14 protein-coding genes are annotated in these 13,435 nt (G+C 66.1%); 11 read left to right on the forward strand and 3 right to left on the reverse strand.

Going from position 1 to position 13,435, the window contains the following annotated elements; genetic code table 11:
- From ccoO to VJS90_RS05415, 11 genes are all read left to right on the forward strand, one after another.
- On the forward strand, positions 1-541 hold a 541-nt coding region (gene ccoO, locus VJS90_RS05365), incomplete at its 5' end, for a cytochrome-c oxidase, cbb3-type subunit II (protein ID WP_324119771.1).
- Positions 542-546: 5 nt separating this feature from the next.
- Positions 547-744, forward strand: a complete 198-nt coding sequence (locus VJS90_RS05370; RefSeq protein WP_324119824.1) for a cbb3-type cytochrome c oxidase subunit 3 — start codon at positions 547-549, stop codon at positions 742-744.
- Positions 741-1,709: a cytochrome-c oxidase, cbb3-type subunit III gene (ccoP, locus tag VJS90_RS05375; protein ID WP_324119773.1), complete on the forward strand. Its 969-nt coding sequence runs from the start codon at positions 741-743 to the stop codon at positions 1,707-1,709. The genes VJS90_RS05370 and ccoP overlap by 4 nt, the downstream gene beginning before the upstream one ends.
- Positions 1,710-1,851: 142 nt before the next feature.
- Positions 1,852-3,267 (forward strand): cytochrome c oxidase accessory protein CcoG, encoded by a 1,416-nt coding sequence (gene ccoG, locus VJS90_RS05380; RefSeq protein ID WP_324119776.1) that lies wholly within the window; start codon positions 1,852-1,854, stop codon positions 3,265-3,267.
- 11 nt (positions 3,268-3,278) lie between these two features.
- A complete protein-coding gene (locus VJS90_RS05385; RefSeq protein WP_324119778.1) occupies positions 3,279-3,812 on the forward strand; it encodes a FixH family protein in 534 nt (177 codons plus the stop codon).
- Between the two features lie 49 nt (positions 3,813-3,861).
- Entirely contained in the window at positions 3,862-6,300 is a 2,439-nt protein-coding gene (locus VJS90_RS05390; protein ID WP_324119780.1) for a heavy metal translocating P-type ATPase, read from the forward strand.
- A gap of 14 nt (positions 6,301-6,314) precedes the next feature.
- A complete protein-coding gene (gene ccoS / locus VJS90_RS05395) occupies positions 6,315-6,527 on the forward strand; it encodes a cbb3-type cytochrome oxidase assembly protein CcoS (protein WP_324119781.1) in 213 nt (70 codons plus the stop codon).
- A complete protein-coding gene (locus VJS90_RS05400) occupies positions 6,520-7,203 on the forward strand; it encodes a sulfite exporter TauE/SafE family protein (protein WP_324119783.1) in 684 nt (227 codons plus the stop codon). The genes ccoS and VJS90_RS05400 overlap by 8 nt, the downstream gene beginning before the upstream one ends.
- 83 nt (positions 7,204-7,286) lie before the next feature.
- Complete coding sequence (hemN, locus tag VJS90_RS05405) at positions 7,287-8,669, forward strand: oxygen-independent coproporphyrinogen III oxidase (protein WP_324119785.1); 1,383 nt, start codon at positions 7,287-7,289, stop codon at positions 8,667-8,669.
- A gap of 98 nt (positions 8,670-8,767) precedes the next feature.
- A complete protein-coding gene (gene fnr, locus VJS90_RS05410) occupies positions 8,768-9,502 on the forward strand; it encodes a fumarate/nitrate reduction transcriptional regulator Fnr (RefSeq protein ID WP_324119787.1) in 735 nt (244 codons plus the stop codon).
- A 54-nt stretch (positions 9,503-9,556) separates the two neighbouring features.
- On the forward strand, positions 9,557-10,105 hold the full coding sequence (locus VJS90_RS05415) for an adenine phosphoribosyltransferase (RefSeq protein ID WP_324119789.1): 549 nt from the start codon (positions 9,557-9,559) through the stop codon (positions 10,103-10,105).
- 156 nt (positions 10,106-10,261) lie between these two features.
- Here the strand turns inward: VJS90_RS05415 and recR are convergent, their stop codons facing one another.
- The 3 genes from recR to dnaX all read right to left on the reverse strand — a co-directional run bounded on the left by recR (position 10,262) and on the right by dnaX (position 13,365).
- Positions 10,262-10,864, reverse strand: coding sequence for a recombination mediator RecR (gene recR / locus VJS90_RS05420; RefSeq protein ID WP_324119791.1), 603 nt, complete (start codon positions 10,862-10,864; stop codon positions 10,262-10,264).
- 97 nt (positions 10,865-10,961) lie between these two features.
- The gene (locus VJS90_RS05425) at positions 10,962-11,288 is read right to left on the reverse strand and encodes a YbaB/EbfC family nucleoid-associated protein (protein ID WP_324119793.1); all 327 of its coding nucleotides are present in this window, start codon (positions 11,286-11,288) and stop codon (positions 10,962-10,964) included.
- A 64-nt stretch (positions 11,289-11,352) separates the two neighbouring features.
- Positions 11,353-13,365 (reverse strand): DNA polymerase III subunit gamma/tau, encoded by a 2,013-nt coding sequence (dnaX, locus tag VJS90_RS05430; protein WP_324119795.1) that lies wholly within the window; start codon positions 13,363-13,365, stop codon positions 11,353-11,355.
- Positions 13,366-13,435 lie beyond the last annotated feature (70 nt).

The following is a 13,435-nucleotide window of genomic DNA, read 5'->3' on the forward strand; positions in this document are numbered from 1 at the left end:
CGGCGGGCTGACCCAGATCGTCCCGCTGTTTTTCCAGGACGTGACCAACAAGCCGATCGAGGGCATGAAGCCGCGGACCGCGCTGGAAGTCGAAGGCCGTGACGTCTACATCCGCGAAGGCTGCGTGGGCTGCCACTCGCAAATGATCCGCCCGTTCCGCGCCGAGACCGAACGCTACGGACACTACTCGGTGGCAGGCGAGAGCGTGTGGGATCACCCATTCCTGTGGGGCTCCAAGCGCACCGGCCCGGACCTCGCCCGGGTGGGTGGCCGCTACTCCGATGACTGGCACCGCGCGCACCTGTACAACCCGCGCAACGTCGTGCCGGAATCGAAGATGCCGTCCTACCCGTGGCTGGTGGAAAACACCCTGGATGGCCAGGACACCGCGAAGAAACTCGAGGTACTGCGCACCCTGGGCGTGCCGTACACCGATGCCGACATCGCCGGCGCCCGTGACGCGGTCAAGGGCAAGACCGAAATGGACGCACTGGTGGCCTACCTGCAAGGCCTGGGCACCCTCATCAAGAGCAAACGGTGACTGTGATGGATATCGGGATGATTCGTGGTCTCGGCACCGTCGTGGTGCTGGTGGCATTTGTCGGCCTGGCGCTGTGGGTGTTCAGCGGCCGACGCAAGAAAGATTTCGACGAAGCGACCTTGCTGCCCTTCGCGGACGACCCCGAAGCGATCCGGCACGTCGAGCAAGCCAAAGCGAGCGCTTCGAGGAGTAGCAAAGCATGAGCACCTTCTGGAGTCTGTACGTCACCGTCCTGACCCTGGGCACCCTCTTTGCCCTGACCTGGCTGCTGCTGTCGACCCGCAAGGGCCAGCGCAGCGACGTCACCGACGAAACCGTGGGACACGCCTTCGATGGCATCGAGGAATACGACAACCCGCTGCCCAAGTGGTGGTTCTGGCTGTTCGTCGCCACCATCGTCTTCTCGCTGGGCTACCTGGTGCTGTACCCGGGCCTGGGCAACTGGAAAGGCATCCTGCCGGGTTACCAGGAACCGTCGGAGTTCGCCAACGGGCAGGCCGGCTGGACCGGGGTGCACGAATGGGAAAAAGAGATGGCCAAGGCCGATGCCCGCTTCGGGCCGATCTTCGCCAAGTACGCCGCCATGCCCATCGAGGATGTTGCCAAGCAGCCGCAAGCGCTGAAGATGGGGGCCAGGTTGTTCGCCTCCAACTGCTCGGTGTGCCACGGTTCCGACGCCAAGGGTGCCTACGGTTTCCCCAACCTCACCGATCAGGACTGGCGCTGGGGTGGCGAACCCGAGACCATCAAGGCCAGCATCATGAACGGCCGCCATGGGGTGATGCCCGCCTGGTCGGCGGTGATCGGCGAGCAAGGCGTGGCCGATGTCGCCGCCTTCGTGCTGACCAACCTCGATGGGCGCACGCTGCCGGAAAACATCAAGGCCGATGTCGGCAACGGGCAGAAGATCTTCGCCGCCAACTGCGTGGCCTGCCATGGCCCTGAAGCCAAAGGCACACCGGCCATGGGCGCGCCCGACCTGACCCATCCGCAGGCATTCATCTACGGCTCGAGCTTCGCCCAGTTGCAGCAGACCATCCGCTACGGCCGCCAGGGCCAGATGCCGGCGCAGGCGCAATTGCAGGGCAATGACAAGGTGCACCTGCTGGCGGCGTATGTGTACAGCCTGTCGCACGCGGAAGAAGAAGACCCGGCCAGGGCCGACTGACGCGCGACGCGATGCGCAGGATCAGTCGCAATGCGCTCCAAGGGCTTCGCCAGCGGCGTATCATGCGCTCGAAGCCCCCTGATTCACGACTGCGGCCGGCATGCACTGGCCGCGGCACTTTCCCCTGCCGTGGGACGCGATGATGAGCAAGCAGATTCCGGTACACAATGTCACCCCGCCTGCTGGCAAGCACGGTGACAACGTCGATCTCTATGCCTCCCGGGAAAAAATCTACACCCGGGCCTTCACGGGCATGTTCCGCAACCTGCGCAGGGTCGCCGGGGTGCTGTTGTTCCTGCTCTACTTCGGCACCGTCTGGCTGAACTGGGGCGGGCACCAGGCCGTGTGGTGGAACCTGCCCGAGCGCAAGTTCTACATCTTCGGCGCGACCATCTGGCCCCAGGACTTCATCCTGCTGTCGGGGCTGCTGATCGTCGCGGCGTTCGGGCTGTTCTTCATCACCGTGTTCGCGGGGCGGGTATGGTGCGGCTACACCTGCCCGCAGAGTGTGTGGACATGGATCTTCATGTGGTGCGAGAAGGTCACCGAGGGCGACCGCAACCAGCGCATCCGGCTCGACCGCTCGCCCATGAGCGCCAACAAGCTGCTGCGCAAGGGCGCCAAGCACAGCCTGTGGCTGGTGATCGGCTTCGTCACCGGGATGACCTTTGTCGGCTACTTTTCGCCTGTCCGTGAGCTGATGCTGGAGTTCTTCACCGGCCAGGCCGACGGCTGGGCGTATTTCTGGGTAGGCTTCTTCACCCTGGCGACCTACGGCAACGCCGGTTGGCTGCGCGAGCAGGTGTGCGTGCACATGTGCCCCTATGCGCGCTTCCAGAGCGTGATGTTCGACAAGGACACGCTGATCGTTTCGTACGATCCTCGCCGCGGCGAAGCGCGTGGTCCGCGCAAGAAGGACACGGACTACAAGGCCAAGGGCCTAGGGGACTGCATCGACTGCACGATGTGCGTGCAGGTCTGCCCGACCGGCATCGACATCCGCAACGGCCTGCAGATCGAGTGCATCGGCTGCGCGGCCTGCATCGATGCGTGCGACAGCATCATGGACAAGATGCATTATCCCAAGGGCCTGATCAGCTACACCACCGAGCACAACCTTTCCGGGCAGAAGACCCACAGGCTGCGGCCCCGCCTGATCGGCTACGCGCTGGTGCTGCTGGCGATGATCGGCCTGCTTGCCAGCGCCTTCGCCACCCGCTCGCTGGTCGGCTTCGACGTGAGCAAGGACCGGGTGCTCTACCGCGAGAACGCCCAGGGCCGGATCGAGAACGTCTACAGCCTCAAGGTGATGAACAAGGACCAGCACGACCACGTCTACGTGCTCGACGCCAGCGGCCTGCCGGGCCTGATGCTTGAAGGCGCGCGCGAGATCCGCGTGGCCGCGGGCGATATCGTCAGCCTGCCGGTACGCGTGTCGGTGGCGCCCGAGCGCCTGCCCTCGACCACCAATGACATTACCTTCCTCCTGAAGGACGCCGACGACGGCGACTCCCGGGTCGAAGCCGAGAGCCGCTTCATCGGCCCGCCCATCCGTTGAGAGAATCCAGCATGCCCTCCAACACCACCGCCGGCCCTTGGTACAAGCACCTCTGGCCCTGGATCATCATCGGCATCCTCACCACCTCGGTGTGCCTGAGCCTGACCATGGTCACGATCGCGGTGCGTAACCCAGTCAATCTGGTGACCGACAACTACTACGAGGCGGGCAAGGGGATCAACCGCTCGCTCGACCGCGAACTGCTGGCGCAGCAGCTGGGGCTGAAGGCCGACCTGCGGCTCGATGAGCTGACCGGTGAAGTGCAGTTGCGCCTGACCGGCGACAGCGCGCCGCAGCGGGTGGAATTGAACCTGATTTCGCCGACACAGCCGGCGAAGGACCGCAAGGTGGTGCTGAACATGAGCGCGCCCGGGCGGTATGTCGGGCAGCTTGAGGACCGGGTCGAGGGGCGGCGGTTCGTTGAACTGCTGGGGGAGCAGGAGGGGCAGGTGTGGCGGTTGTTCGAGGAAGAAAAGGTAGAGCATGGGGAGACCTTGCAGCTGGGTGATGAGGCCTTGCAAGGGGCGGAGCATCTGGAAAAATGAGCTGGCTTCTTCGCTGCGGTTCGGCCACCCCGATTTTCGGCCAGAAACCATGATCACCCCCTGCTATCACTGCGCCCTTCCCGTTCCCCCCGGCAGCCGTTTCACCGCGGTGGTGCTGGGCGAGCCGCGAGCGTTCTGCTGCCCCGGCTGCCAGGCCGTGGCCGAGGCCATCGTCGCTGGCAGCCTGGAGCGCTACTACCAGCACCGCAGCGAATCCAGCGCGAACCCTGAAACCCTGCCCCGCCAGCTGCAGGACGAACTGGCCCTGTACGACCGCGCCGATGTGCAACAACCCTTCGTGCGCGACGACGGCGAACAGGCCGAGACAACGCTGCTGATCGAGGGCATCAGTTGCGCCGCTTGCGGCTGGCTGATCGAAAAACACCTGCGCAACCTGCCCGGCATCAGCGAAGCGCGCCTGAACCTCTCCAATCATCGCCTGCAGGTCCGCTGGGCACCCGAACAACTGCTGCTGTCCCAGCTGTTCGCCGAGCTGCGACAGATCGGCTATGCCGCCCATCCCTGCCAACCCGACCAGGCGGCCGGGCAACTGGCCCGTGAAAACCGCGCCGCCCTGCGCCGACTGGGCGTGGCCGGGCTGCTGTGGTTCCAGGCGATGATGGCGACCATGGCCACCTGGCCCGAATTCAACATCGACCTGAGCCCCGAGCTGCACACCATCCTGCGCTGGGTGGCGCTGTTCCTGACCACGCCGATCGTGTTCTACAGCTGCGCGCCGTTTTTCAAGGGCGCGGCCCGCGACTTGCGCACGCGTCACCTGACCATGGATGTGTCGGTATCGCTGGCCATTGGCCTGGCCTATGGCGCGGGCATCTGGACGGCGATCAGCGGCAGCGGCGAGCTGTATTTCGACACCGTGGGCATGTTCGCGCTGTTCCTGCTCACCGGCCGCTACCTGGAACGACGTGCCCGCCAGCGCACGGCCGCGGCCACCGCGCAGCTGGTCAACCTGCTGCCGGCCTCATGCCTGCGCCTGGGCGAGGATGGCCAGAGCCTGCGTGTGCTGCTGACCGAACTGCGCGCGGGCCAGCGGGTGCTGGTGCAACCGGGCGCCGTGGTGCCGGCCGATGGGCGGATCGTCGATGGGCGTTCAAGCCTCGACGAATCGCTGCTGACCGGTGAGTCCCTGCCCCAGGCGCGCGGCCACGGCGATGCCGTCACGGCGGGCACGCTGAACGTGGAAAGCACCCTGACCGTCGAGGTCCAGGCCTTGGGCCAGAACACCCGGCTGTCCGCCATCGTGCGCCTGCTTGAACGTGCCCAGTCCGAAAAACCGCGCCTGGCGCGGATCGCCGACCGGGCTGCGCAGTGGTTTCTGCTGTTCAGCCTGATCGCCGCGGCAGGCATCGGTCTGTTGTGGTGGCAGCTGGAGCCGGCACGGGCCTTCTGGATTGTCCTGGCCATGCTGGTCGCCACCTGCCCCTGCGCGCTGTCGCTGGCCACCCCTACCGCCCTGACCACCGCCACCGGCACCTTGCACGGAGTGGGCCTGCTGCTGACCCGCGGGCATGTGATCGAAGGGCTGAACCAGATCGACACGGTGATCTTCGACAAGACCGGCACGCTGACCGAGGGGCGCCTGGCCTTGCGCAGCTTGCATCCCTTGGCCAGCCTTACCGCCGAGCAGTGCCTGGAGCTGGCCGCCGCGCTGGAGAACCGCTCCGAGCACCCCATCGCCCGGGCGTTCGGCCGCGCCGCGGCAGCCGCTGAAAATGTCAGCAGCGAGCCTGGCCAGGGGCTGCAAGGCCAGGTTGGCGAACGCACCCTGCGCATCGGCCAGGCCGCGTTTGTCTGTGCCCTGAGCGGCGCACCGGTGCCTCAGGTGCCCGGCGGTCACGGCCAGTGGCTGCTGCTGGGCGATCGACAGGGCCCGCTGGCGTGGCTGGTGCTCGACGACCGCCTGCGCGGCGATGCCGGCGAGCTGGTCGCGGCCTGCAAGGCGCGCGGCTGGCGTACGCTGTTGCTGTCGGGTGACAGCTCGCCCATGGTGGCCGAGGTGGCGAAGCAACTGCAGATCGACGAAGCCATCGGCAGCCTGCGCCCGGCCGACAAGCTGGCACGGCTCAAGGCCCTGCAGGCCGAAGGGCGCAAGGTGCTGATGCTGGGCGATGGGGTCAACGATGTGCCGGTGCTGGCGGCGGCCGACATCAGCATCGCCATGGGGTCGGCCACTGACCTGGCCAAGACCAGCGCCGACGCCGTGCTGCTGTCCAGCCGCCTGCGGTCGCTGGTCCAGGCCTTCGGGGTGGCGCGCCGCACCCGGCGGATCATCCTCGAGAACCTGCTCTGGGCAGGCTTGTATAATGGCCTCATGTTGCCGTTCGCCGCCTTGGGCTGGATCACGCCGGTGTGGGCGGCGGTCGGCATGTCGGTCAGCTCGCTGATCGTGGTGCTCAACGCGTTGCGCCTGGCCCGCACCCCAGGTGCCACGGCCCCGACCGGCCTTTCCCGTCCCGCCACGGCCTGAGCAGGAGCGCCCCCATGCCCGCCCTCTACATCATGATCCCGGCCGCGTTGCTGATCGTTGGCTTCGCCGTGTACATCTTTTTCTGGGCCGTGGACAGCGGCCAGTACGACGACCTCGAAGGCCCCGCCCACAGCATCCTGTTCGACGACGACGACCCTCGCCACCAAGGCGCTCTGCCCCAGGCCGAGCGCAAGACCGCTGACAAGGACGACGTCCCCCGTGCCTGATCTTCTTCCCCTGCTGGGTTCGGCACTGATCCTTGGGCTGCTCGGTGGCGGCCATTGCCTGGGCATGTGCGGCGGCCTGATGGGCGCCCTGACCCTGGCCATCCCGCCCGAGCAACGCAGCCGCCGCCTGCGCCTGCTGCTGGCCTACAACGTGGGGCGGATCCTCAGCTACGCCACCGCCGGCCTGTTGCTGGGCCTGGCCGGCTGGGCGCTGGCCAACAGCCCGGTAGCGTTCGGCATGCGCGTGGCCGCGGGACTGCTGCTGATCGCCATGGGGCTTTACCTGGCAGGCTGGTGGAGCGGCCTGACTCGCATCGAGGCGCTGGGCCGCGGCATATGGCGGCATATCCAGCCCGTGGCCACGCGGCTGCTGCCGGTGTCCAGCCTGCCACGCGCGCTGTTGCTGGGGGCGCTGTGGGGATGGCTGCCGTGCGGACTGGTCTACAGCACGCTGTTCTGGGCGGCCAGCCAGGGCAATGCCGTGGACAGCGCCGCCCTGATGCTGGCCTTCGGCCTGGGCACCTGGCCAGTACTGCTGGCCACCGGCCTCGCCGCCGACCGTGTCGGCCAGCTTCTGCGCCAGCGCGGCGTCCGCATGGCCGGTGGCATGCTGGTCATCCTGTTTGGCCTGTGGACCTTGCCCGGCCACCATCAACACTGGCTGATGGGCCACTGACGCGGTGTTGATTCAAATCAACACCGGCGCCCACGGCTGTCCCTAGACTGCGGCTACCGCTGTTTTCTCCGGGAACCGCCTCCATGCTCGACGACCTTCGTTGGGATTGCGACCTGATCCGCCGCTACGACCTGGCCGGGCCGCGCTACACCTCCTATCCAACCGCCGTGCAACTGCACGGCGAGGTGGGTTCCTTCGACCTGCTGCATGCCCTGCGCGACAGCCGGCGCGCCGTGCGCCCACTGTCGCTGTACGTGCACGTGCCGTTTTGCGCCAACATCTGCTACTACTGCGCCTGCAACAAGGTCATCACCAAGGACCGCGGCCGTGCCTTGCCCTACCTGCAGCACCTGGAGCAGGAAATCCAGCTGATCGCCTGCCACCTCGGTCCGGGGCAGCGCGTCGAGCAGTTGCACTTCGGCGGCGGCACCCCGACGTTTCTCAGCCATGCGGAGCTACGCCGGCTGATGGCGCAGCTGCGCGAGCACTTCAACCTGCTGGACGATGACTCGGGCGACTACGGCATCGAGCTCGACCCACGCGAAGCCGACTGGTCGACCATGGGCCTGCTGCGCGAGCTGGGCTTCAACCGGGTGAGTCTTGGCGTGCAGGACCTGGACCCGGCCGTGCAGCGCGCCGTCAACCGGCTGCAGAGCCTGGAGCAGACCAGCGCCCTGGTCGAGGCGGCGCGCACCTTGCAATTCCGCTCGGTCAACCTCGACCTGATCTATGGCCTGCCCCGGCAGACCCCGCAAGGCTTTGCCCGCACGGTCGACGAGGTCATCGACCTGCAGCCCGATCGGCTCTCGGTGTTCAATTACGCGCACCTGCCCGAGCGTTTCATGCCCCAGCGGCGCATCGACACCCGCGAGTTGCCGGCCCCGGCGGCAAAGCTCGAGATGCTCCAGGCCACCATCGAGCAACTGACCGCCGCCGGCTATCGCTACATCGGCATGGACCATTTCGCCCTGCCTGACGACGAGCTTGCCATCGCCCAGGAAGAAGGCACCTTGCAGCGCAACTTCCAGGGCTACACCACTCACGGCCACTGTGACCTGATCGGCCTCGGAGTTTCGGCGATCAGCCAGGTCGGCGATCTGTATTGCCAGAACAGCAGCGATCTCAACACCTACCAGGCCGCGCTCGCGGGCGCACAGCTGGCCACCCGCCGAGGGCTGCTGTGCACCGCGGACGACCGCCTGCGCCGCGCCGTGATCCAGCAACTGATCTGTCACTTCGAGCTGGAATTCGCCGCCATCGAGCAGGTATACCGCGTCGATTTCGCGGGGTACTTCAAGGCGCTCTGGCCGCGATTGCAGGCCCTGCAGCATGATGGCCTGATCCGCCTGGACGCCGAGGGGATCAAGGTGCTGCCGGCGGGGCGGCTGCTGGTGCGCTCGGTGTGCATGGTGTTCGATGCCTACCTTGCGATGCAGGACCGTCAGCGGTATTCGCGAGTGATCTGAACCGGGAGGACATCAGCGCAGGGAGCGCAAGCTGGTCTCACCCCTGCAGCGTAAGGTACCCTTACGTGATGTGTGTTTTCTCACAAGGATCGATTGAAATGTCCGAGCCAGTCAAACTGCGCGCCACTACCCAGGCCCACTGCAAGGATTGCAGCCTGGCGCCCCTCTGCCTTCCCTTGTCCCTCGACCTTGAGGACATGGATGCACTTGATGACATCGTCAAACGCGGCCGCCCGCTGAAAAAGGGCGAGTTCCTGTTCCGCCAGGGCGACGATTTCGGCTCGGTCTACGCCGTACGTTCCGGCTCGCTGAAAACCTTCAGCCTGAGCGATGCCGGAGTGGAGCAGATCACCGGCTTCCACCTGCCCAGCGAGCTGGTCGGGTTGTCGGGCATGGACGCCGAGGCCTACCCGGTCTCGGCCCAGGCCCAGGAGACCACCTCGGTGTGCGAAATTCCCTTCGACCGGCTCGACGAGCTTTCCGAGCAACTGCCACAGTTGCGCCGGCAGCTGATGCGGGTGATGAGCAGGGAAATCCGCGACGACCAGCAGATGATGCTGCTGTTGTCGAAAAAGTCTGCCGACGAGCGCATCGCCACGTTCCTGGTCAACCTGTCGGCGCGCTTTCGTGCCCGCGGGTACTCCGCCAACCAGTTCCGCCTGAGCATGTCGCGCAATGAAATCGGCAATTACCTGGGCCTGGCGGTGGAAACCGTGTCGCGGGTGTTCACCCGATTCCAGCAGAACGGGCTGATCAGTGCCGAGGGCAAGGAGGTGCATATCCTTGACCCCATCCAGCTGTGCGCGCTGGCGGGTGGCGCAATGGAGGCCTGAGGCGGCGCAGACCGGTTATACTGGCGGGCATTCGATTTTCAGGATACCCGCCTCATGCATAGCGACACCTTCGACCTCAAAGCCCTGATCCGCCCTGTACCGGACTTTCCCAAGCCAGGCGTGATCTTCCGCGACATCACCCCGCTGTTCCAGTCGCCTCGTGGCTTGCGCTACGTCGCCGACCAGTTCATCGAGCGCTACGTCGAGGCCGAATTCAGCCACATCGGCGCCATGGATGCGCGCGGCTTTCTAATCGGATCGATCATCGCCCACCAGCTGAACAAGCCGCTGATCCTGTTCCGCAAGCAGGGCAAGCTGCCGGCCGACGTGTTGTCCGAGGGTTACCAGACCGAATACGGCGAAGCCTTCCTCGAAGTGCACGCCGACAGCCTGTGCGAAGGTGACTCGGTGGTGCTCTTCGATGACCTGATCGCCACCGGCGGCACGCTGCTGGCCGCGACCAACCTGATTCGCCGCACGGGGGCCCAGGTGTTCGAGGCTGCCGCGATCATTGACTTGCCTGAGCTCGCCGGCTCGCGCCGGTTGCAGGACACGGGCGTGCCGACGTTCTGCCTGACGGAGTTCCTGTTGACGGAGTATTGATCCAACCGCAGGATCGGTCGGTGTGAAGCCTGCCACCGCACGGTGCCAGGCAGCTGCTCTTGCAGCGCCTGTTCGATTCTGGGGCCGCTAGGCGCCTCAGAATCGTCCACACCCCGCAACCGTCACTGACACCAAACACACCTTGACCGTCCCGCCCTACAACGAAATCGGCCGACGCCCCGCAAACGAATGCGCCAGCGTCCCGCCATCCACCAGCTCCAGCTCTCCACCCAGCGGCACCCCGTGGGCAATCCGCGAGGCCACCAACCCCTTGTCCGCCAGCAACTGCGCGATGTAATGGGCCGTCGCCTCCCCCTCCACCGTCGGGTTGGTCGCCAGGATCACCTCGCTGAACGTGCCCTGCTCCGCTACCCGCTGCATCAACTGCGGAATCCCGATCGCCTCAGGCCCTAGCCCATCGAGCGGCGACAAATGCCCCTTCAGCACAAAGTAACGCCCCCGGTACCCCGTCTGCTCCACCGCATACACATCCATCGGCCCCTCCACCACGCACAGCAGGGTGTCGTCTCGCCGTGGGTCGGCGCACTGCGGGCACAGCTCCTGCTCGGTCAGCGTGCGGCACTGGCGGCAATGGCCGACGCCCTCCATGGCCTGGCTCAACGCCTGCGCCAGGCGCGCGCCGCCGCTGCGATCGCGCTCGAGCAGTTGCAGCGCCATGCGCTGGGCGGTTTTCTGGCCGACGCCGGGCAAGATGCGCAGGGCGTCGATCAGTTGGCGGATCAGGGGACTGAAGCTCATGGTGTGTAGGCCTGCCAATTCATCGGTACGGATAAAACAACAATGGGAGCAACAACCTTATGGCCGGTGCTCCCATGGGGGTGACGCGCGATGCCGCTTAGAACGGCATCTTGAAGCCCGGCGGCAGTTGCATGCCAGCGGTCATGCCGCCCATCTTTTCCTGGCTGTTCTGCTCGACCTTGCGCACCGCGTCGTTGACGGCGGCGGCGATCAGGTCCTCGAGCACTTCCTTGTCTTCCTGCATCAGGCTGTCATCAAGGGTGATGCGCTTGACGTCGTGGCGACCGGTCATCACCACGCTCACAAGGCCTGCGCCGGACTGACCGGTCACTTCGGCGTTGGCCAGTTCTTCCTGCATCTTGGCCATTTTTTCCTGCATCTGCTGGGCCTGCTTCATCAGGCCTGCCATGCCACCTTTCATCATGGGAAATTCCTCGATCGGGTTACGTGATGCGCGCGACAAGAGGCCGGGCGCATGATTCATCAAGTCACTGGCCCTGGCTGACCAGGGCGTCTACGGGTTCAATACTATCGTGCCGCACGGTGGCGCCGAACTGGCGGATCATCTGCTGGATGAGCGGATCGCCGTCGATCGCCTCCTCGGCCTCGCGCTGGCGGTCGGCGCGCTTGCGCGCGGCAGCCTGGGCGGGCGTTTCCTGCTCGGGCCGCACCAGTTCGATCGACAGGCTGATCGCGCGGCCGAAGTGCTGGTTGAGGGCCTCGTTCAGGCGCCGCTGCTGGGTGCTGTTGAACAAGGCGCCTTGCGCCGGGTCCAGGTGCAGCAACCAGTCATCGCCATTCACGGCAATAAGACTACAGTTCGCGGCGATATTGCCGGTCATACCTGAGATCGGCAACTGTGGGAATAATTCCAGCCATTGCAGCGCCAGACCGGTGGCCGGCTTCGACGCGGGCAGCGGTTCCGGGACGCTGATCACCTCGTCGGGTTCGTGCACATGCTCGGCCAGTTCGTCGAGGTAGCTGAAACCGACCGGGTCGGCTTCCGGCGCGTAGTAGTCCTCGTCCAGCGGCGGCTCGTCGTCGCGGTCCATGCCCACCGGGTTGTAGGCCCCATCGTCGAAGGGTGGCGGCTCGTGCGCGGCGGGCGGGCTGGCCGCCACCGGGACGGGCGCTGCAACAGGCTCGCGGGCAGCTGCCACGGCCGGCTCGACCGGATCGTTCCACGGCAGATCGACAGCTTCTTCAGGTTGCGCGACAGCCGGCGCGGGGACCGGCTCAGCGACCGGCTCAGGCTCCGGCGCGCGCCGTGCCGCGGCCACCGGCGCAGGCGGCCGCTCGGGCGACTGGGCTACGGGCGGCGCGACGATCGCCGCCGCTGCCACCGGACTTGGGGAATCAGCTGTGGCCTGGCTGATCCCCAACGGCTTTAGCACCGGTCTCGGCGCATCGTCGGCATCGGCCGGCCGGAACGCCAGCATGCGCAGCAGCACCATCTCGAAGCCGCCGCGCGGATCTGGCGCGAGCGGCAGGTCACGCCGGCCGATCAGGCCCATCTGGTAGTAGAACTGCACGTCTTCGGCCGGCAGCGCCGAAGCCAGCGCCAGCACCCGGTCGCGATCACCCTGGCCGTTGTCCACGGCCTCGGGCAGCGCCTGAGCGATCGCCACACGGTGCAGCACGTTGAGCATCTCGGCCAGCACGCCGCTCCAGTCCGGACCCTGTTCGGCCAGCTGGCGCACCGCTTCGAGCAGCGCCCGGGCGTCGCCCTCGAGCAACGCCTGCAGCACGCCGTACACCTGCCCATGGTCGAGCGTGCCGAGCATGGCCCGCACGTCGGCAGCGAGCACCTTGCCTTCACCAAAGGCGATGGCCTGGTCGGTCAGGCTCATGGCGTCACGCATCGAGCCATCGGCGGCGCGCCCGAGCAGCCACAGGGCATCTTGCTCGAACGGCACGTTCTCGGCGCCCAGCACATGGCTCAGGTGCTCGACCACGCGCTCGGGGGTCATGTTTTTCAGCGAAAACTGCAGGCAGCGCGACAGGATGGTCGCCGGCAGTTTCTGCGGATCGGTGGTCGCCAGGATGAACTTGACGTAGGGCGGCGGCTCTTCGAGCGTCTTGAGCAAGGCGTTGAACGAGTGGCTCGAGAGCATGTGCACTTCGTCGATCAGGTAGACCTTGAAGCGCCCGCGGCTCGGGGCGTACTGCACGTTGTCGAGCAGCTCGCGGGTGTCCTCGACCTTGGTCCGGCTGGCGGCGTCGATTTCGATCAGGTCGACGAAGCGGCCTTCGTCGATCTCGCGGCACACCGAGCAGCTGCCGCAGGGCGTGGAGGTAATGCCGGTTTCACAGTTCAGGCACTTGGCGATGATGCGCGCGATGGTGGTCTTGCCCACCCCGCGGGTACCAGTGAACAGATAGGCATGGTGCAGCCGCTGGTTGTCCAGTGCATTGATCAGAGCCTTGAGCACATGGGTCTGGCCGACCATTTCGCGGAACGAGCGCGGACGCCATTTTCGTGCAAGAACCTGATAACTCATGAAAACCATCGCAGCCGATAAGCAGAAGACCGCTAATGCTAGCGGAGCGGGGGCAAAATTGCACCCTGCC

It is taken from the genome of Pseudomonas sp., from assembly GCF_035277045.1.
Taxonomy (GTDB): Bacteria; Pseudomonadota; Gammaproteobacteria; order Pseudomonadales; family Pseudomonadaceae; genus Aquipseudomonas.